Here is a 19,737-nt window from a genome sequence, read left to right on the forward strand (position 1 = left end):
GGCATCATTCTTAAATGAGTGTGCCTTTTTCTTCTGCTTTTACCTGAAATAATCTGTCTGTAATATAAGGGGTGGTATGATATAATAACCACTGTTGTGTAATGAAATTTGAGGGCAGATATTGCGCTCACACGCGGGAAATATAGCTGAAGCATAAAAACAAGCCTAATACAGGCATTTAAAATATATATGATGGGGAGTGAGAAGATGGCTCAGGGCCCAAATAGCGGAAGAGAAAGATTCCAACTATTGCTCCAGCAAATGGGGCTTACTGAAGATGCTTTTGTTCAGCATTTTTACCAGGCGGAAATAGAGAGGCTTTCCATAGACAGAGTGTCTAAAACATGGCACTTTATCTTTCAGATGGAAAAACTTATTCCATGCAGCATACACACTCGTTTTTCTATACAGCTGAAAAGTACATTTGCACATATTGCGAATGTAACATATTCTTTCCATGTCCTGAATCCTCAACCCTCAGAGGAACTGATAAAGGAATACTGGAAAAATTGCCTGGAGGAGTTAGACGGCATCTCACCGGCATTATTGACTTTATTAAATGAGCAGGAACCCAAAGTGATAGGCAACAGGCTGATTGTCCGGGCCAGAAATGAAGCTGAAGCAGGCCAGCTTAAAAGGAAGTATTCTGGCATCATTTCAAATATTTATCAAACACTGGGTTTCCCTCCGCTTTCACTGGAAGCAGAGGTTACATCTGCTGCAGAAAATGAGGACTATCAGAAATTCCTTGCTGAAAAGCAAAAAGAGGATGAAGCCAAAGGGTTGGCTGCGTTAACGGAAATGCAAAAGCAAAATAGTGAAAAAGGCAAAGATGATGCTGCATATGAAGGGCCGGTTAAAATCGGCTATACGATTAAGGAAGATGCAGATTTCAGAAGTATAGAGCAAATTATTGATGAAGAGCGCCGAATTGCAATAGAAGGCTTTGTATTCGATGCGGAAACAAGAGAGCTAAGAAGCGGACGGACTCTTCTGACTTTTAAAGTAACTGATTATACAAGTTCTATACTCGTAAAGATGTTTTCCAGAGACAAAGAAGATGCTGCCATTCTTGCCCGTGTCAAAAAAGGAATGTGGGTGCGTGCACAAGGCAGCATCCAGAATGATACATTTGTCCGGGACCTTGTTATGATTGCGAATGATATCAATGAAATATCACGTGCAGGACGCATTGATCAGGCTCCTGAAGGACAAAAGAGGGTCGAGCTCCATCTCCATGGCCCAATGAGCCAAATGGATGCAGTTACACCAGTCGCTGCCCTGGTGGCCCAGGCTAAAAAGTGGGGGCACAAGGCTATTGCTATTACCGATCATGCCGGTGCCCAGGCGTTCCCTGAAGCTTTTAGCGCAGGCAAGAAAAATGATATAAAAATCCTTTATGGAGTCGAGGCCAACCTTGTAGATGATGGTGTGCCTATTGCTTATAATAGTGCACACCGCGAACTGGCAGAGGATACGTATGTGGTTTTTGACTTTGAGACAACAGGCTTATCAGCTGTGTATGACACAGTCATCGAATTGGCTGCAGTTAAAATGAAAGACGGGGAAATCATTGACCGTTTTGAATCCTTTGCCAACCCCCACCATCCGCTGTCTAATACGACCATCGATTTGACGGGCATAACAGATGATCTTGTAGAAAACGCACCGGATCCGTCAGAAGTCCTGCAGAAATTTAGAGATTGGGCAGGAGATGCCATCCTGGTAGCCCATAATGCGAGTTTTGATATGGGGTTTCTGAATGTGGGCTATAAAAAAATCGGATATCCTAAGGCTGAAAATCCAGTCATTGATACTCTTGAACTGGCTCGTTTTCTGTATCCGGAATTCAAGAATCATAGACTTAACACGTTAGCAAAAAAGTTTGATATAGAGCTGACACAGCATCACAGGGCGATTTATGATGCAGAAGCTACTGGCTACCTCCTGCTGAAAATGCTTAAAGATGCACAGGAAAAAGGAATTGCATTCCATGACCAGTTCAATGATAACATGGGTCAGGGTAACGCTTATCAAAGGTCCCGCCCATATCACTGTACCCTGCTGGCCCAAACACAGGATGGATTGAAAAATCTGTTTAAGCTGATTTCCATGGCCCATTTGAATTACTTTTACAGAGTTCCGCGAATTCCGCGCTCACAGCTCCAAAAATTGCGTGAAGGCATATTGGTAGGATCAGGTTGCGATAAAGGTGAAGTCTTTGAGGGAATGATGCAAAAGGATTTTGAAGAAGTGGTGGATATTGCGGAGTTCTACGATTATATAGAAGTGATGCCCAAAGCAGTTTATCAGCATATGATCGAGCTGGAATATGTGCGGGATGAAAAATCTCTGGAAGGTATCATTTCCAATATCATCAAGCTTGGTGAACGGCTGGATAAGCCGGTCGTGGCAACAGGGAATGTACATTACCTGGAACCGAATGATAAAATTTACCGGAAAATCCTGGTCAATTCACAAGGGGGAGCCAATCCTCTGAACCGCCACAAACTGCCGGATGTGCATTTCAGGACAACCGATGAAATGCTTAGAGCGTTTCAGTTTTTAGGAGACGCTAAAGCTAAGGAAATAGTAGTCGAAAATACAAATAAGATTGCAGACATGATCGATGATATAAAACCGATAAAGGATGAACTGTATACCCCGAAAATCGAAGGCGCAGAAGATGAGATGAGGGAAATGAGCTATAGCATGGCCAAAAGCATATATGGCGACGAACTTCCTGAAATTGTGGAAGCGAGGCTTGAAAAAGAGCTTAAGAGCATAATAGGCCATGGATTTGCTGTTATCTACCTGATTTCCCATAAGCTTGTTAAAAAATCGCTGGATGATGGATACCTGGTCGGTTCCAGGGGATCCGTGGGCTCTTCATTTGTGGCGACAATGACAGAGATTACAGAAGTCAACCCGCTTCCTCCGCATTATGTATGCTCTAAGTGCAAAAAGTCAGAGTTCTTTGATGACGGCTCTGTGGGATCTGGATTCGACTTGCCTGATAAACTATGTCCTGACTGCGGCATTCCTTATAAAAAAGACGGACATGATATCCCTTTTGAAACGTTCCTCGGTTTTAAAGGCGACAAAGTACCGGATATCGACTTGAATTTCTCAGGGGAATATCAGCCCAAGGCCCATAACTATACCAAGGTGCTGTTCGGGGAAGATTATGTCTTCCGTGCAGGGACAATCGGAACGGTGGCAGAAAAAACAGCATATGGATATGTAAAAGGGTATGCTGGAGATAATAACCTTCACCTGAGGGGTGCAGAGGTGGACAGGCTTGTAGCGGGATGTACCGGCGTTAAGCGGACTACAGGCCAGCATCCAGGCGGTATTATCGTTGTGCCTGATTATATGGACATTTATGATTTTTCGCCTATTCAATTTCCGGCGGACGACAAAAATTCGGAATGGAGAACAACTCATTTTGATTTTCATTCCATTCATGATAATGTCCTGAAGCTGGATATTCTCGGACATGATGATCCAACAGTAATCCGTATGCTCCAGGACTTAAGCGGCATTGATCCTAAGACAATTCCGACAGATGATCCTGAGGTCATGAAGATTTTCAGCGGCACCGAGTCACTTGGAGTTACAGAGGATCAGATTATGTGTAAAACCGGAACGCTTGGAATACCGGAATTCGGTACACGTTTTGTCCGCCAGATGCTTGAAGATACAAAACCGACGACCTTTTCAGAGCTGGTACAGATATCAGGTCTTTCACATGGCACGGATGTGTGGCTTGGAAATGCCCAGGAATTGATCCACAATAAAATATGTAACTTGAGTGAAGTAATCGGCTGCCGTGATGATATTATGGTGTATTTAATTTATCAGGGACTGGATCCTTCGCTTGCTTTCAAAATCATGGAGTCAGTCCGTAAAGGAAAAGGGCTTAGCGAGGAATTTGAAGCAGAAATGCGTCAAAATGAAGTGCCGGAATGGTATATTGATTCCTGCAAAAAGATCAAATATATGTTCCCGAAGGCGCATGCTGCCGCATATGTATTAATGGCTGTAAGAATTGCGTACTTCAAAGTACATTTGCCTCTTTTATATTATGCAGCCTATTTTACAGTCCGTGCCGAAGACTTTGAAATTGAAGCCATGTCACGCGGATCACAATCAATCCGTACTAAAATAGAAGAGATCAATGCGAAAGGCCTTGAAGCTTCCACCAAAGAAAAAAATACCCTTACCGTGCTTGAGCTTGCACTCGAAATGTGTGAAAGGGGCTTTTCATTTACAAAGGTTGATTTATATAAATCGAGCGCAGATGAATTCATTATTGAAAATAATACGCTTATTCCCCCTTTTAATTCCATACCTGGATTGGGTACGAATGCGGCCATTAATATAGTAAAGGCGCGTGGGGAAGGAGAATTTCTTTCTAAAGAAGACCTTCAGCAAAGAGGAAAGGTTTCCAAAACAATTCTGGAATTTCTTGATAACCAGGGCTGCCTGGAAGCTCTTCCGGAACAAAATCAGCTGTCCCTGTTTTAGAGGGATGGCAATCACAGCACGAGACACAGTGTTTGCATAAAAAACTTGATTATGGTATATTTTTATTGGAAATACTACGAAGAACCAATGGCAAGAGTGGGGAAACCCACTCTTTCGTGTTGTAATTGACTAAAAATTTTTTCTAATCCATTACAAAGAACGCACTACGAACATGTATGGAGGAAACAAATGAGCAAAAAAGTAACGGAAATTGTAGAAGAACTGGTATTGCCTATTCTAGAAGAGCTGAATCTTGAACTTGTAGAAGTGGAATACGTAAAAGAAGGAAAAAGCTGGTTTTTGCGTGTGTACATCGATAAAGAAACCGGTGTGGATATTGAGGACTGCGGAAATGTCAGTGAAAAGCTTGGCGAGAAGCTGGATGAAACAGATCCGATTACACAAAATTATTTTCTTGAGGTTTCGTCTCCCGGGGCTGAACGTCCGTTAAAAAAAGAAAAAGATTTTGAAAAAGCAATTGGAAAGAATGTCTACATAAAAACATATGAGCCAATTTTAGATGAAAAAGAATTTGAAGGCATTCTTACCGGATTTGACGGAAAAGAAGTAACTGTTGAAATCAGAATCAAGACAAGAAAGAAAACCGTGGTCATTCCTTATGAAAAGGTAGCAAAAGCAAGGCTTGCTATTACTTTTTCATAATCAAGGCCTGTGGTGAGATGAATAATCGAAGGGGGATCTACCATGAGCAGTGAGTTGTTGGATGCTCTATATATCCTGGAAAAAGAAAAAGGCATTTCTAAGGATGTTTTAATTGAAGCAATAGAGGCAGCGCTCATTTCAGCGTACCGCCGTAATTTTAACCAGGCCCAAAATGTACGGATTGATTTAAACCTTGATAAAGGTACAATGAGAGTGTTTGCAAGGAAAGATGTAGTGGATCAGGTTTTTGATCCGCGTCTTGAAATTTCATTGGACGAAGCAAAAGGCATCAATCCAAGCTATCAGATAGAAGATGTTGTTGAGATGGAAGTAACGCCTAAGGACTTCGGCCGAATTGCTGCACAGACGGCAAAGCAGGTTGTCACTCAAAGAGTGAGGGAAGCTGAAAGAGGCATTATTTACTCTGAGTTCATCGACAGGGAAGAAGATATCATGACAGGCATAGTGCAGCGCCAGGATTCCAGATTTATTTATGTAAGCCTTGGTAAAATCGAAGCGCTTTTGCCTTTGAATGAGCAGATGCCCAATGAGCAATATAAACCGCATGACCGCATTAAGGTATTTATCACTAAAGTCGAGAAAACCTCAAAAGGGCCTCAGATCTTCGTCTCCAGAACACATCCTGGGTTATTGAAAAGGCTATTTGAAATTGAAGTTCCCGAGATTTTCGATGGAACGGTTGAAATCAAATCGGTTGCACGCGAGGCGGGAGACCGCTCGAAGATCTCCGTACACTCTGACAATGCCGAAGTGGATCCTGTTGGGTCTTGTGTTGGACAAAAAGGGCAGCGGGTACAGGCAATTGTAAATGAATTAAAAGGCGAAAAAATTGATATTGTAAAATGGTCTGAAGATCCTGTAGTCTTCGTTGCTAATGCACTAAGCCCTTCGAAGGTTCTTGAAGTTCTTGTGAATGAAGAGGAAAAGGCAACTACTGTGATCGTACCGGATTACCAGCTTTCCCTTGCAATTGGAAAACGCGGCCAGAATGCAAGATTGGCAGCAAAGCTTACAGGCTGGAAAATTGATATCAAAAGTGAAACAGACGCCAGGGAAGCAGGAATTTATCCTGTTGAAGAGCAGGAGTTTCTTTTGAGCAGAGACAGCTACGAAGAAGACGACAGTGATGATAATTTAATCGGGGAGAACGATTAAGGCAGAGGTGATCGAAAATGGGCAGCCCTAAAAAAATCCCTATGCGCAAATGCGTCGCTTCCGGGGAAATGAAGCCAAAAAAAGAGCTGATTCGCATCGTAAGGTCAAAAGAAGGCGAAGTGAGCATTGACCCGACCGGCAAGAAATCAGGGAGGGGAGCTTATTTATCGCTTGACCGTGATATAATTAAGCTCGCTCAAAAGAAGAATGTGCTTGCAAATCATCTAAGTGCGGCAATCGATCCTTCCATTTATGAACAATTGATAGAACTAGCGGATAAGGAGAAACACTAACATCATGAAGCAACAACAGTGGATGTCGCTACTAGGTTTGGCAAATCGAGCGCGTAAACTAATCTCCGGAGAAGAGTTAGTTGTAAAAGAGATAAGGAGCGGAGGAGCTAAATTAATCTTGTTAGCTGCAGACGCCTCTTTAAATACAGAAAAAAAAATATCTGATAAATGCCTACATTATCAGGTTCCTTTAAAAAGAGTCGAAAATCGGTCTTTGCTGGGTCAGGCAATAGGCAAGGAAGCAAGAGTTGCCGTTGCGGTCCTGGATGAAGGTTTTGCAAGAAAACTTCAAACGTTGCTCGATTAAATTTTACGGGGGTGAACGTATGACCAAATTGCGTGTATATGAATATGCAAAACAAAAGAATGTTTCCAGCAAGGACGTAATAAATAAACTTAAAGAAATGAATATAGAGGTATCAAACCATATGACAGCATTAGACGATTCAACTGTAAATAAGCTCAATAATTCCTTAAAACCACAAACAGAAGAAAAAAAGCAGTCCAATCCTGCGGCCAGCATTAAACCACAATCTTCTTCTACGCTTAAAAGCTATGAAGAAGAAGCAAATGACAACCAAAATAGTGTTGTCAACAAAGAAAAGCTTAAGAAAAAAGTCATTCCAAAGCCTGCAGCAGGCAAAAAAACAGCGCAGGAAAACCAGAAGAAAGAAACAAAGGTCTTTAATAAGGGAAGAAACAATAATAACAACAACCGCAACAGGAACAATAAGCATAAGCCTTCACATTCACCACAGGCTGCTCCTGTTCAAAAAAGGAAAGAAAAAGAACTTCCAAAGAAAATCACCTTTACTGAGTCTTTGACAGTTCAGGAGCTTGCTAAAAAGCTTCACCGTGAACCTTCTGAAATCATCAAGAAGCTATTTATGCTTGGTGTTATGGCTACAATCAATCAATCGCTTGAAAAAGATGCCATTGAAATGATTGCAGGCGAATATGGAGTTGAAGTTGAAGAAGAAGTGCTGGTCGATCTTACCGATCTTGAGTCCCTTGTGACAGAGGATTCCGCTGAAAACCTTGCCGAGCGTCCATCTGTTGTTACAATCATGGGCCATGTTGACCATGGTAAAACAACTTTGCTGGATTCCATCCGCAACACAAAGGTTACTGAAGGCGAAGCAGGCGGCATCACTCAGCATATCGGTGCTTATCAAGTCGAAGTTCACGGCAAAAAAATCACATTCCTGGATACCCCGGGACATGCCGCTTTTACAACAATGCGTGCCCGTGGTGCACAAATAACTGATATAACTATACTAGTTGTAGCTGCTGATGATGGTGTGATGCCTCAAACAGTTGAAGCGATAAACCATGCTAAAGCCGCTGAGGTTCCGATTATCGTTGCAGTAAATAAAATGGATAAGCCCGGCGCTAATCCAGACCGTGTTATGCAGGAGCTGACAGAACATGCACTAGTTCCGGAAGCTTGGGGCGGAGATACTATATTTGTTCCAATTTCAGCTAAACAAGGCGAAGGAATTGACAGTCTGCTTGAAATGATCCTGCTAGTAAGTGAAGTGGAAGAACATAAGGCAAATCCTAACAGAAAAGCAATTGGAACGGTTATTGAAGCCCGTCTTGATAAAGGGCGCGGAACGGTTGCTACATTGCTTGTACAAAACGGAACATTAAAAATTGGAGATCCGATTGTAGTGGGGAACTCATTTGGACGTGTTCGTGCCATGGTCAATGATCTTGGACGCCGTGTTAAGGACGCGGGCCCTTCAACACCTGTTGAAATTACTGGATTGAATGAAGTGCCACAAGCCGGGGACCGCTTTATCGTGTTTGAAGATGAGAGAACAGCACGCCAGGTCGGCGAGACACGTGCTCAAAGACAGCTTGCTTCACAGCGGAACGAAAAATCCCGTGTTACTCTCGATAACTTGTTTGAACAAATGAAACAAGGGGAAATAAAAGAATTAAACATCATCATTAAAGCAGACGTTCAAGGCTCTGCTGAAGCTGTCGCTGCATCTCTTCAAAAAATTGAAGTAGAAGGGGCAAAAGTTAAGATCATTCATGCTGGCGTTGGTGCCATCACTGAATCTGATATTATCCTTGCCACTGCTTCGAACGCAATCGTCATCGGATTTAATGTCCGCCCTGATGTCAATGCGAAGCGTGCTGCCGAGTCAGAAAACGTGGATGTAAGGCTTCATAGAATCATCTACAAAGCGATTGAAGAAATTGAATCGGCTATGAAGGGTATGCTTGACCCTGAATTCGAAGAAAAAATCATTGGCCAGGCAGAAGTCAGGACTACTTTCAAAGTATCAAAAGTCGGTACGATTGCAGGTTCCTATGTCACCGACGGCAAAATCACAAGAGACAGCGGAATCCGCTTGATCCGTCAGGGTGTAGTTATTTTTGAAGGCGAACTTGATACACTGAAGCGTTTTAAAGATGATGTAAAAGAAGTAGCCCAAAACTATGAGTGCGGAATTACCATTAAGAATTTCAATGACATTAAAGAAGGCGACGTTATTGAAGCATACGTAATGGAAGAGATTAAACGCGCTTGATCATTGGATCGGCAGTTTGCGAATGTCTCATCTACAATGCACATTCATTGAAAGAAAAAAGAGCCGTGCTGCAGCGGGTGCTGACACGGCTCAAACAAAAATACAATATCTCAGCGGCAGAGGTCGATCATCAGGATTTGTGGCAGCGTACAAGCATAGCCCTGGTGACAGTTACCTCATCCCGGAAGTCGACTGAGAGGGAATTGCAGAATGCCCTGCAATTTCTTGATTCATTTCCGGAATTAGAGCGAACAATAACAGATATAGAATGGCTTTAAGTTAGCGAGGTGATTTTTATGAGCCTTCGTTCAAACCGTGTAGGCGAACAAATGAAAAAAGAACTTAGTGAGATTATCGGCCGGAAAATTAAGGATCCGCGCGTCGGTTTCGTGACTGTAACGGATGTTTCTGTAACAGGTGACCTGCAGCAGGCAACTGTTTATATATCCGTTTTAGGAGATGCCGAGCAAAGAGAAAATACACTAAAAGGACTTGCAAAGGCTAAAGGGTTCATCCGTTCCGAAATAGGGCAGAGAATCCGTCTGCGCAAAACTCCTGAAATTTCTTTTGAGTTTGATGAATCGATTGATTATGGAAACAGAATTGAAACACTAATTCACCAGATCCATTCTGAAGATAAACCGGCACAAAAGGATGAAGAATAACTCTGTTTATCGGTTAGGAATGGGATTTTCCCTTCCTGGCCGTATTTTTCATTCTAAGGGGACAAAATTGCAGAATACTGGGGATAGACATGCTTTGTCTATCCTTTTTTTCTGCATGTAAACTGCAGACCAAGGAGAGTGAAGAACAGTATGGAAGGCATATTGCCATTATTAAAGCCAAAAGGCATGACATCCCATGATTGTGTATTTAAATTGAGGAAGATCCTTAAAACAAAGAAAGTCGGGCACACAGGAACATTAGATCCTGATGTGACAGGTGTGCTGCCGATTTGCATTGGCAAGGCGACAAAGGTGGCTGAATACATAACTGATGCTGGAAAAGCATATGTGGGGGAAGTAACCCTGGGATTTTCTACAACTACAGAAGATGCAGGCGGAGAAGTTGTCGAGGAAGTAAAGGTTGACAGGATCATTCAGCGGCGCGAAATATTGGATGTTCTTCAATCTCTTACAGGAATGATTGAACAGACTCCTCCAATGTATTCAGCTGTTAAGGTAAATGGCAAGAAACTATACGAATATGCGAGAGCTGGCATTACTATAGAACGGCCATCGCGAAATGTGATGATTCATTGCATTGAACTGCTTGATGACCGTGATTTTTTTACGGGCGATAATCCTTCTTTTAAATTCCGCGTCAGCTGCAGCAAAGGAACATATATAAGAACGCTTGCAGTTACCATCGGAGAGAGAGTGGGATATCCTGCCCACATGTCAGATCTCGTAAGAATAGAATCAGCAGGATTTACTCTGGAGGATTGCCTCACATTCGATGAAGTCGAACAGGCAGCGCAAAATGAAAACTATGCATTCCTGCAGCCGATTGAGCGGGGATTATTACATTTGCCCAAATATCACATTAGTGATACAGTAGCAAAGAAAGTGATAAACGGAGCTGTTTTAGAGCAGCCTGATAATCTGCCTGCCGAAAAAGGCACGCCTTTCGTTATGGTTAACCAGAACCAAAAGGCATTGGCCATTTATGAAATCCATCCGCAAAAAGAAGGTCTCATTAAGCCTGTTAAAGTACTGGCGCAAATATAAAAGAAAGTTTTGCCCGTAGAAAGAGGAGATTTTAACGTGAAAGTAATCGTAATAGAGCATCCTCATGAATTTACTCCCGATCAGTTTCCGCAGCTTGCCATTGCCCTCGGATTTTTTGACGGGATACATAAAGGACACCAAAAGGTAATTTCAGCAGTGAAGGATATTGCCCATCAATTGAATATGAAGTCAGCTGTAATGACTTTCGACCCGCATCCTTCTGAAGTACTGGGAAAAAAAATTCAGCATATTCGATATATTACTCCCCTTCAGGATAAAGTTTCCATTATTGAAGAGATGGGTGTGGATTATCTTTTTATTGTTCATTTTACGGAGGAGTTTGCAGCACTGCTTCCACAGGAATTCGTTGATCAATATTTAATAAACATTAATGTCCGCCATGTGGTGGCAGGCTTTGATTATTCGTATGGAAAATTCGGTGAAGGAACTATGGAAACCCTTCCTCTCCATTGCCGCGGCCGTTTTACCCAGACAATCGTTGAAAAGCAGAAGCTTGAAGATGAAAAAGTAAGTTCTACAAGAATCCGCAAATGTCTGGCTGATGGGGACTTTTTGGAATACAGGCATCTTACCGGTAGATACTATATGACTCGCGGAATTGTCATTCATGGGGAAAAAAGGGGACGCCAGCTCGGTTTTCCCACTGCAAACATGGATTTGAAAGATGATTATATATTTCCTGCAACAGGGGTCTATGCAGTGCAAATGAAAATCCGGGGAATCTGGCACAAGGGTATCTGCAATGTCGGCTATAAACCCACTTTTCATAAAGAAAAACCGGAAGTACCTTCGGTTGAAGTCCATATCCTCGATTATTCAGGAGAAATCTACGGAGAAACCGCAGAAATCCAATGGAATAAAAGGCTGAGGAGCGAAAAAAAGTTCTCCGGTCTTGAAGAGCTTGTCAAACAAATTGCCATAGATAAAATACAAGCAGAGGAATACTTCAAAGAGATTGAATAATAAACTTGCAATAACAAATAAAAAGGTGTATTCTAATGTTTGTATGAAAGCAACCATTGCTTGGCTAGTCGTGTCTCCGACGCTAGCTCGGTGATTGGGGATTCTACAGCAATTTTAGGAGGGAAAACAAAATGGCATTAACACAAGAACGCAAAAACGAAATTATCGCTGAGTACAGAACTCATGACACTGACACTGGTTCACCAGAAGTACAGATCGCAGTTCTTACTGAAGACATCAACAACTTGAACGAGCACTTGCGTGTTCATAAAAAAGACCACCATTCACGTCGCGGTCTTCTTAAAATGGTAGGTAAACGCCGTAACCTTCTTGCATACCTTCGCAACAAGGATGTAGCTCGTTACCGTGAGCTTATTACAAGATTGGGCTTACGTCGATAATCACTCAAAAAAAAGCGGGAAACCTTCCCGCTTTTTTGATGTTAATAAAACGATTTTTAAAGAAGTATGTCGGGCGCATAAATGATACAGGCTATTGCCATCGTCCTTAAGGACTCGGCTGACAGCCGGGTTTTTTAATAACCATCCAAATGATGCCCTGCATCATTAATCATACATAATGAAAGCTATTTTAAGCTTGGGCAAGTGTGCAGGATGCATATTGCAGAAAAAATTGCAGATTTTTTCTTAATTAATCCATTTTGCTGTTAATGCTTGTTTTTTTCGTGCATAATAAGGATGAGTTTAGTTTACTTTAGTTATTCTACTTTGACATATATATGATGTAATAATTAGGTTAGGTACTAATACCAAGCCTCTAAAGCGACGATTCAGAGAGGGGTTTTATTGAAAGATGGGACAGGAAAAACACACCTATTCATATGATTGGGCCGGGAGGAAACTAACGGTTGAGATCGGCCAATTAGCCAAGCAGGCAAATGGCGCAGTTCTCGTAAGATACGGAGAGACGGCTGTGCTAAGTACAGTGACTGCTTCTAAAGAACCGAAAAACGTAGACTTTTTTCCTTTGACAGTCAACTACGAGGAAAGGCTGTACGCTGTCGGAAAAATCCCTGGAGGCTTCATTAAAAGGGAAGGAAGGCCTAGCGAAAAAGCAATCCTTGCATCCCGTTTAATAGACAGGCCTATCCGACCGCTATTTGCAGATGGATTCAGAAATGATGTCCAGATTATCAGCATGGTCATGAGTGTTGATCAGGATTGCTCGTCTGAAATGGCTGCAATGTTTGGTTCTTCTTTGGCTTTATGTGTTTCCGATATTCCATTTGAAGGCCCCATTGCCGGTGTAGTGGTAGGAAGAATCAATAATGAATTCATCATTAATCCAACAGTTGAAGAGCTGGAAAAAAGCGATATCAATCTGACAGTTGCCGGAACAAAAGATGCCATCAATATGGTTGAAGCGGGAGCAGATGAAGTTCCGGAAGAAACGATGCTTGAAGCAATTATGTATGGACATGATGCCATTATCAAGCTGATTGAATTCCAGGAAATGATTGCAGCTGAAATTGGAAAAGAAAAAATTAAAGTTAAGCTGTATCAAGTAGATTCCATTTTGGAAAAAGAAATTAAAGACCTTTGCGGACAAGACCTTAATCAGGCAGTGCAGGTTCAGGAAAAGCATGCCAGAGAAGATGCAATTAAGGCAGTGAAAGACAGTGTTCTTGCAAAATATGAAGAACAAGATACAGATGAAGAAAAAATGAAACAAATAAAAGAAATACTAAATAAACTAGTGAAAAGCGAAGTTCGACGCTTAATTACAGAAGAAAAAGTTCGTCCGGATGGCCGGAATCCTGATGAAATCAGGCCTCTCTCTTCGGAAGTGGGCTTGCTTCCAAGGACTCACGGATCAGGTTTATTCACACGCGGGCAGACTCAGGCATTATCAATTTGTACGCTTGGGGCACTCGGTGATGTACAAATTCTTGATGGACTGGGAACTGAAGAATCCAAACGCTTTATGCACCATTATAATTTCCCGCACTTTAGTGTCGGCGAAACAGGTCCATTAAGAGGGCCGGGCCGCCGTGAGATTGGTCATGGGGCACTTGGCGAAAGAGCATTGGAACCAGTCATTCCAAATGACAAAGACTTCCCTTACACAGTCCGCCTTGTTTCCGAGGTTCTTGAATCCAATGGTTCCACTTCACAGGCCAGCATATGTGCAAGCACATTGGCGATGATGGATGCCGGGGTGCCGCTTAAGGCGCCTGTAGCAGGAATTGCAATGGGACTTGTCAAATCCGGTGAGCATTACACAATCTTGACAGATATCCAGGGAATGGAGGATCACCTTGGAGATATGGACTTTAAGGTGGCAGGAACTGCCAAAGGTGTAACAGCCCTTCAGATGGATATTAAAATTGAAGGACTTTCAAAGACTATCCTTGAAGAAGCTCTGCAGCAGGCTAAAAGAGGCCGCATGCATATCCTTGATTCCATGCTTGCCACACTTAACCAGCCTAGGGTAGAACTTTCTAAATATGCTCCAAAAATTCTTACTATGTCTATTAATCCAGATAAAATCAGGGATGTTATTGGGCCAAGCGGTAAACAAATCAATAAGATCATTGAAGAAACTGGCGTGAAAATCGATATAGAACAAGATGGAACTGTCTTCATTTCTTCAATTAATGATGATATGAACCAAAAGGCGAAGAAAATAATTGAAGATATTGTCCGTGAAGTAGTTGTAGGAGAATTGTACCTTGGTAAAGTGAAAAGGATTGAAAAATTCGGCGCATTTGTTGAAATCTTTAATGGCAAAGACGGTCTAGTCCATATTTCTGAACTTGCAGAAGAAAGAGTCGGAAAAGTGGAAGACGTTGTAGCCATTGGAGACGAAATCCTTGTAAAAGTAACTGAAATCGATAAGCAAGGCAGAGTGAACCTATCCCGTAAAGCTGTTTTGAAAGAACAGAAAGAAGCGGCAAACAATCCACAGGCTTAATAGGGATGATACATGAAAAGGCAGGCGGTTCCTTGTGAATTGGCCTGCCTTTTCGCTTTTTTCCGCAGTCGCAAACGTTCTACCTTGTCCGATGCCTTCATACATTTTGTAAGAAGGAGGCATGAAAATGGGCAATAAGTGGAAGCATATAGTTGCGATAACTGCCATTGCAGGTATATCATGGTTATTAGTGCAAAATCCTTATACTAATGAGTATCTTTTTGAATTAAAAGGAGATTCAGCATCCGTTCTTAAACAAAAGGACAGTCTTCTTGAAGAAATAGAAAGCAAAGCAGCCGGATATGAGGCTCCTCCCCAGGATGCAAGAATTGATCCTGTATGGAAGAGTGTGCCTGGCTACAATGGATTAAAAGTCAACATTACAGCTTCTTATCATGTGATGAAAAAAGATGGAGTGTTTGATGAAAAAAAGCTGATATATTCTCAAGTTGCACCAAAAAAGCATTTGCAGGATTTAAAAGCAGAGCCAATCTACCGGGCGCACCCGGATAAACCAGTTGTATCCTTTTTAATAAATGTCGCTTGGGGTAATGAGTATTTACAGGATATGCTTGCTGTATTGAAGAAAAATCAAGTGAAAGCCACCTTTTTCCTGGAAGGCAAATGGACTAAAAATAATCCGGAACTGGCAAAAATGATTCAAGAAGGCGGCCATGAAATTGGCAACCATTCATATTCCCATCCTAATATGAAAACTATTTCTTCGGCTGCATCCAAAGAAGAGATGCAAAAAACTAATGAAATCATCGAAGCTGTCACAAACAAAAAATGCACATGGTTTGCTCCGCCGAGCGGAAGTTTCCGTGATGAAACTGTTTCAATTGCCAACTCTCTAAAAATGGGAACAATCATGTGGAGTGTAGATACAATAGACTGGCAAAAGCCCAGTCCGGAAATACTTATACAGCGGGTAATGTCAAAAGTGCATCCAGGTGCTTTTATATTGATGCACCCGACAGAATCATCAGCAAGATCTTTAGATACATTAATTAAACAAATTAAAAAGAAGAATCTGCATCTTGTAACAGTCACAGAAGCACTAAGCGAAAAAAGAATGATGCATTGAAAAATGTTTCCATAAAATTAATGTTTCATTTATACAAGTTTTTGTATGAAAGTCTTTCTTCAGCGCCTAGCCCGCTGTGCAAAAGATGATTGCCCCTTGAAGGCAAAAAGCGCCTTCATGGTCCAATCCCTATTTGCTTCGCGGTCTTACAAGGCGCTTCAGCGTTTCAGTTCACCACAGATTAGGGAGGAATGTTAGTTGATTAAGAAATATACTTGTCAAAACGGTGTAAGGGTTGTTCTAGAAAATATTCCGACTGTCCGTTCAGTTGCCATCGGGATTTGGATTAAAACGGGATCACGCAATGAAACTCCAGAATTAAATGGAATTTCTCACTTTCTTGAGCATATGACGTTTAAAGGGACGACTAAGCGTACTGCCAGGGAAATAGCTGAATCCTTTGACAGTATTGGCGGCCAGGTAAATGCATTCACTTCCAAAGAATATACCTGCTATTACGCAAAGGTGCTTGATACACACGCAAGCTTCGCTCTGGAAATTCTGTCTGATATGTTCTTTAATTCAATATTTGATGAAGAAGAATTGAAGAAAGAAAAAAGCGTTGTCTATGAAGAAATTAAAATGTACGAAGATACACCTGATGATATCGTTCATGATCTGCTCAGCCAGGCTATTTATGAAAATCATCCTTTGGGTTACCCCATCTTAGGTACAGAAAGCACGTTGGAAACTTTTACAGCGGAAACATTGAATGCTTATGTACATGACATGTATACCCCGGATAAAGTGGTTGTTTCGATTGCCGGAAATGTAAATGAAAGCCTTGTTAAAGAAGCGGAAGGCTACTTTGGTTCATATGAAGGCGGAAAAACCCGTCCAGAGCTAGTTAAACCCAGCTTTCACCAAAATAAGCTAGTACGCAAAAAAGAAACAGAACAAGCTCACCTGTGCCTTGGCTTTGAAGGCTTAAAAATCGGGCACAGCGATACATACAGCCTTATTGTTTTAAATAATATCCTCGGCGGAAGCATGAGCAGCAGGCTATTCCAGGAAGTCAGGGAAATGAGGGGCCTTGCGTATTCAATCTACTCATATCACTCCGGATACCAGGACAGCGGAATGGTTACCATCTACGGAGGAACAGGGGCTAATCAGCTTGATAACTTATATGAAACCATCAAGGAAACATTGGAAACATTAAAAAGTGAAGGAATCACCCAAAAAGAGCTGAATAACAGCAAAGAACAACTTAAAGGGAGCTTAATGCTAAGCCTTGAAAGCACGAACAGCAGAATGAGCAGAAACGGAAAGAACGAGCTGCTTCTTGAAAGGCACCGTTCACTTGATGATATCATTGATATGATTGATGAAGTGACTGAAGACAGTGTAAACACCCTTGGCAGAAAACTTTTCACTGATCATTATTCGATTTCCCTCGTCAGTCCGCTGGAAGACTGGACAGCCAAATAAAAAAAGAGACCTGTTTTGTGCATTGCCCATGAGTGGAGAGATGCCAAATGGGTCTTTTTTTTGATGCTGGCCAAGCCGTGGAATTTCCTTCTCATCAACTTTAAACAAGGCACACGCCAATATTACCCGTGGTCTGGCAGATAGTAAATCCCTTTAAAAATGAACTATATGCAAGGTTTTTTTTCAGTTCTCCTGCTTCTTTGCTTCTAAGCGGCCGGGCATCCCGATATAGTGTAATAAGGACCTATTAAGGAGGCGCGGCATGAGGCTAAGTGAATTAAGCGGTAAGGAAATTGTAGATATCAAGAGAGCGGAAAGATTGGGCGTGCTTGGCCAGACAGACTTAGAGATAGATGAGAAAGGGCAAATTACTGCTCTTATTATACCCTCAGTAAAGTGGTTCGGCCTCCGTAAAAACGGCAATGAAGTGAGAGTGCCATGGAGCCATATTAGGAAAATTGGCGCAGATATGATTATCATAGATATAGCTGAAAATGAAAGCTTTACTGAGTGAAAAACCGCAAGTGTAACATTTACTGAAATTTGATAAGAATGTGCAAAAAAAGCTGCATGCCCGCAGCTTTTTTATTTTGCTTTTGAAGGCAACTTTATGTATTTCTTCACCTATTGTTTAGAAAACACATAATATGTTGGGAATGAAGCAGTGATTGAAATTGAAGAGAGCAGTCTATAAAAGAAGGTGATGTTTGATGCTCACAGGTGTGCAGATTGCGGTGATAGGCGGAGATGCGAGGCAGCTGGAAGTTATCAGGAAGCTTACGGAGCTCGATGCAAAGCTTTGGCTGATTGGTTTTGAACAGCTTGATCATGCATTTACAGGGGCTGTTAAAGAAAAATTGGAAGATGTCGATCTCTCTGAAATTGATTCTATAATACTTCCTATCCGCGGAACGAATGCAGATGGCAAAGTTGAAACCATCTTTTCAAGTGAAGATGTATTCGTAAACGAAGAAACGCTGATGAAAACACCTCCACATTGCACCATTTATTCAGGAATTAGCAATGATTATCTCAATTCTATTATAAAAAAATCCAATCGTCGCCTTGTACAGCTTTTTGAAAGAGATGATGTAGCCATCTATAATTCCATTCCCACAGTAGAAGGAACAATTATGATGGCGATTCAACATACTGATTATACGATACATGGTTCAAATGTGGTTGTCCTGGGCCTTGGACGCGTCGGAATGAGTGTCGCCAGGTCATTTCAGTCACTTGGAGCCAAGGTGAAGGTAGGGGCGAGAAAAAGCGAAGATCTTGCAAGAATCACAGAGATGGCTGCATCGCCTTTTCACTTAAACGAGCTTCCAAAAGCAGTGAGTGATGTTGATATATGTATCAATACCATCCCTTACCCTATCATAACAGCCTCTGTATTAGCCAATATGCCTGTTCACACGCTTATTATCGATTTGGCCTCAAAACCAGGGGGGACAGATTTCCGCTACGCAGAAAAACGGGGCATTAAAGCCCTGCTTGCTCCAAGCCTTCCGGGTATCGTTGCTCCTAAAACAGCCGGGAAGATACTCGCAAATGCTTTGTCGCAGCTTATAAGAGACGATATTAAAAAAAGAAAGGGGAAAACGACATGAGCCTACAAGGCAAGAGAATAGGATTTGGGTTGACAGGTTCTCACTGCACGTATGACATTGTTTTTCCGGAAATTGAGAAATTAGTAAATGAAGGTGCAGAAGTGGTGCCGGTTGTGACAAGTACCGTCCAGCATACAGAAACGCGCTTTGGCAAGGGGGAGGATTGGATAGAGCGAATCGAAAAGCTGACAGGCCATCATGTTGTGGATACAATTGTCAAAGCAGAGCCGCTTGGCCCCAAAATGCCTCTTGACTGCATGGTGATCGCTCCGCTGACAGGAAACTCAATGAGCAAAATGGCCAATGCACTTACCGATTCACCAGTACTTATGGCTGCAAAAGCTACAATAAGAAATCACCGTCCGGTTGTTGTCGGAATCTCTACAAATGATGCCCTCGGCCTTAATGGAGTGAATCTTATGAGACTTATGGCTGCAAAGGATATTTACTTTGTTCCTTACGGCCAGGATGACCCCCTGAATAAACCAAATTCCATGGTGGCAAGAATGAGTATGATCAGAGATACAATTGTGGCAGCCATTAATGGAGAGCAGATCCAGCCTGTTATCGTTGAAAGATTTAAAGACGGAAATTAAAGCGCTATCTAATGCCGGTCGCCTGATGCTCCAGATAATTTAGCACAAATCTGTTTATTTAGAATGTGAGTATGTTAAAATAAATGGTATTCTTAGAAAGAAAAATAAATATACGTACCGATTAATACATGATATGTTCCATAGCAAAGCTGGG

Annotated in this window: 16 protein-coding genes and 1 pseudogene; all 17 read left to right on the plus strand. The window is 41.9% G+C overall.

What is annotated here, in order from left to right:
- Positions 1–207: 207 nt before the first annotated feature.
- The 17 genes and pseudogenes from ACN6MY_RS10325 to ACN6MY_RS10405 all read left to right on the plus strand — a co-directional run bounded on the left by ACN6MY_RS10325 (position 208) and on the right by ACN6MY_RS10405 (position 19,583).
- Positions 208–4,530, plus strand: a complete 4,323-nt coding sequence (locus tag ACN6MY_RS10325; RefSeq protein WP_419883858.1) for a PolC-type DNA polymerase III — start codon at positions 208–210, stop codon at positions 4,528–4,530.
- A gap of 189 nt (positions 4,531–4,719) precedes the next feature.
- Positions 4,720–5,193 (plus strand): ribosome maturation factor RimP, encoded by a 474-nt coding sequence (gene rimP / locus ACN6MY_RS10330; RefSeq protein WP_071349538.1) that lies wholly within the window; start codon positions 4,720–4,722, stop codon positions 5,191–5,193.
- A 42-nt stretch (positions 5,194–5,235) separates the two neighbouring features.
- A complete protein-coding gene (nusA, locus tag ACN6MY_RS10335; RefSeq protein ID WP_090988205.1) occupies positions 5,236–6,369 on the plus strand; it encodes a transcription termination factor NusA in 1,134 nt (377 codons plus the stop codon).
- A 17-nt stretch (positions 6,370–6,386) separates the two neighbouring features.
- Complete coding sequence (rnpM, locus tag ACN6MY_RS10340; protein ID WP_071349540.1) at positions 6,387–6,662, plus strand: RNase P modulator RnpM; 276 nt, start codon at positions 6,387–6,389, stop codon at positions 6,660–6,662.
- A gap of 4 nt (positions 6,663–6,666) precedes the next feature.
- Positions 6,667–6,969: a YlxQ family RNA-binding protein gene (locus ACN6MY_RS10345; RefSeq protein WP_419883859.1), complete on the plus strand. Its 303-nt coding sequence runs from the start codon at positions 6,667–6,669 to the stop codon at positions 6,967–6,969.
- Positions 6,970–6,988: 19 nt separating this feature from the next.
- Complete coding sequence (gene infB / locus ACN6MY_RS10350; RefSeq protein ID WP_419883860.1) at positions 6,989–9,208, plus strand: translation initiation factor IF-2; 2,220 nt, start codon at positions 6,989–6,991, stop codon at positions 9,206–9,208.
- Positions 9,208–9,486 (plus strand): DUF503 domain-containing protein, encoded by a 279-nt coding sequence (locus ACN6MY_RS10355; protein WP_071349568.1) that lies wholly within the window; start codon positions 9,208–9,210, stop codon positions 9,484–9,486. Before infB ends, ACN6MY_RS10355 begins: the two co-directional genes overlap by 1 nt.
- A gap of 18 nt (positions 9,487–9,504) precedes the next feature.
- Positions 9,505–9,873 carry a 30S ribosome-binding factor RbfA gene (rbfA, locus tag ACN6MY_RS10360; protein ID WP_071349543.1) on the plus strand — a complete coding sequence of 123 codons (369 nt, stop codon included), beginning with the start codon at positions 9,505–9,507 and terminating at the stop codon, positions 9,871–9,873.
- 150 nt (positions 9,874–10,023) lie between these two features.
- On the plus strand, positions 10,024–10,938 hold the full coding sequence (gene truB, locus ACN6MY_RS10365) for a tRNA pseudouridine(55) synthase TruB (RefSeq protein WP_419883861.1): 915 nt from the start codon (positions 10,024–10,026) through the stop codon (positions 10,936–10,938).
- 36 nt (positions 10,939–10,974) lie between these two features.
- Positions 10,975–11,947: pseudogene (ribF, locus tag ACN6MY_RS10370) on the plus strand (bifunctional riboflavin kinase/FAD synthetase); the annotation flags it as partial.
- Positions 11,948–12,053: 106 nt separating this feature from the next.
- Positions 12,054–12,323 (plus strand): 30S ribosomal protein S15, encoded by a 270-nt coding sequence (gene rpsO / locus ACN6MY_RS10375; protein WP_071349546.1) that lies wholly within the window; start codon positions 12,054–12,056, stop codon positions 12,321–12,323.
- A 412-nt stretch (positions 12,324–12,735) separates the two neighbouring features.
- Complete coding sequence (gene pnp / locus ACN6MY_RS10380) at positions 12,736–14,856, plus strand: polyribonucleotide nucleotidyltransferase (RefSeq protein ID WP_419883862.1); 2,121 nt, start codon at positions 12,736–12,738, stop codon at positions 14,854–14,856.
- 127 nt (positions 14,857–14,983) lie between these two features.
- Positions 14,984–15,943, plus strand: coding sequence for a polysaccharide deacetylase family protein (locus ACN6MY_RS10385; RefSeq protein WP_419883863.1), 960 nt, complete (start codon positions 14,984–14,986; stop codon positions 15,941–15,943).
- 198 nt (positions 15,944–16,141) lie between these two features.
- Positions 16,142–17,374: a M16 family metallopeptidase gene (locus ACN6MY_RS10390; RefSeq protein ID WP_419883864.1), complete on the plus strand. Its 1,233-nt coding sequence runs from the start codon at positions 16,142–16,144 to the stop codon at positions 17,372–17,374.
- Between the two features lie 262 nt (positions 17,375–17,636).
- Positions 17,637–17,888, plus strand: coding sequence for a YlmC/YmxH family sporulation protein (locus ACN6MY_RS10395; RefSeq protein ID WP_090988214.1), 252 nt, complete (start codon positions 17,637–17,639; stop codon positions 17,886–17,888).
- Positions 17,889–18,084: 196 nt separating this feature from the next.
- Positions 18,085–18,987 (plus strand): dipicolinic acid synthetase subunit A, encoded by a 903-nt coding sequence (dpaA, locus tag ACN6MY_RS10400; RefSeq protein ID WP_419884132.1) that lies wholly within the window; start codon positions 18,085–18,087, stop codon positions 18,985–18,987.
- Entirely contained in the window at positions 18,984–19,583 is a 600-nt protein-coding gene (locus tag ACN6MY_RS10405) for a dipicolinate synthase subunit B (protein ID WP_419883865.1), read from the plus strand. Before dpaA ends, ACN6MY_RS10405 begins: the two co-directional genes overlap by 4 nt.
- Positions 19,584–19,737 lie beyond the last annotated feature (154 nt).

The organism is Peribacillus sp. B-H-3 (genome assembly GCF_048572925.1).
In the GTDB taxonomy this organism is placed as follows: Bacteria; Bacillota; Bacilli; order Bacillales; family DSM-1321; genus Peribacillus.

What these genes read in the sequence shown, in the direction of transcription:
- ACN6MY_RS10325 (WP_419883858.1), top strand. Translation starts at nt 208, where the DNA reads ATGGCTCAGGGCCCAAATAGCGGAAGAGAAAGATTCCAACTATTGCTC.
- rimP (WP_071349538.1), top strand. Translation starts at nt 4,720, where the DNA reads ATGAGCAAAAAAGTAACGGAAATTGTAGAAGAACTGGTATTGCCTATT.
- nusA (WP_090988205.1), top strand. Translation starts at nt 5,236, where the DNA reads ATGAGCAGTGAGTTGTTGGATGCTCTATATATCCTGGAAAAAGAAAAA.
- rnpM (WP_071349540.1), top strand. Translation starts at nt 6,387, where the DNA reads ATGGGCAGCCCTAAAAAAATCCCTATGCGCAAATGCGTCGCTTCCGGG.
- ACN6MY_RS10345 (WP_419883859.1), top strand. Translation starts at nt 6,667, where the DNA reads ATGAAGCAACAACAGTGGATGTCGCTACTAGGTTTGGCAAATCGAGCG.
- infB (WP_419883860.1), top strand. Translation starts at nt 6,989, where the DNA reads ATGACCAAATTGCGTGTATATGAATATGCAAAACAAAAGAATGTTTCC.
- rbfA (WP_071349543.1), top strand. Translation starts at nt 9,505, where the DNA reads ATGAGCCTTCGTTCAAACCGTGTAGGCGAACAAATGAAAAAAGAACTT.
- truB (WP_419883861.1), top strand. Translation starts at nt 10,024, where the DNA reads ATGGAAGGCATATTGCCATTATTAAAGCCAAAAGGCATGACATCCCAT.
- rpsO (WP_071349546.1), top strand. Translation starts at nt 12,054, where the DNA reads ATGGCATTAACACAAGAACGCAAAAACGAAATTATCGCTGAGTACAGA.
- pnp (WP_419883862.1), top strand. Translation starts at nt 12,736, where the DNA reads ATGGGACAGGAAAAACACACCTATTCATATGATTGGGCCGGGAGGAAA.
- ACN6MY_RS10385 (WP_419883863.1), top strand. Translation starts at nt 14,984, where the DNA reads ATGGGCAATAAGTGGAAGCATATAGTTGCGATAACTGCCATTGCAGGT.
- ACN6MY_RS10395 (WP_090988214.1), top strand. Translation starts at nt 17,637, where the DNA reads ATGAGGCTAAGTGAATTAAGCGGTAAGGAAATTGTAGATATCAAGAGA.
- dpaA (WP_419884132.1), top strand. Translation starts at nt 18,085, where the DNA reads ATGCTCACAGGTGTGCAGATTGCGGTGATAGGCGGAGATGCGAGGCAG.
- ACN6MY_RS10405 (WP_419883865.1), top strand. Translation starts at nt 18,984, where the DNA reads ATGAGCCTACAAGGCAAGAGAATAGGATTTGGGTTGACAGGTTCTCAC.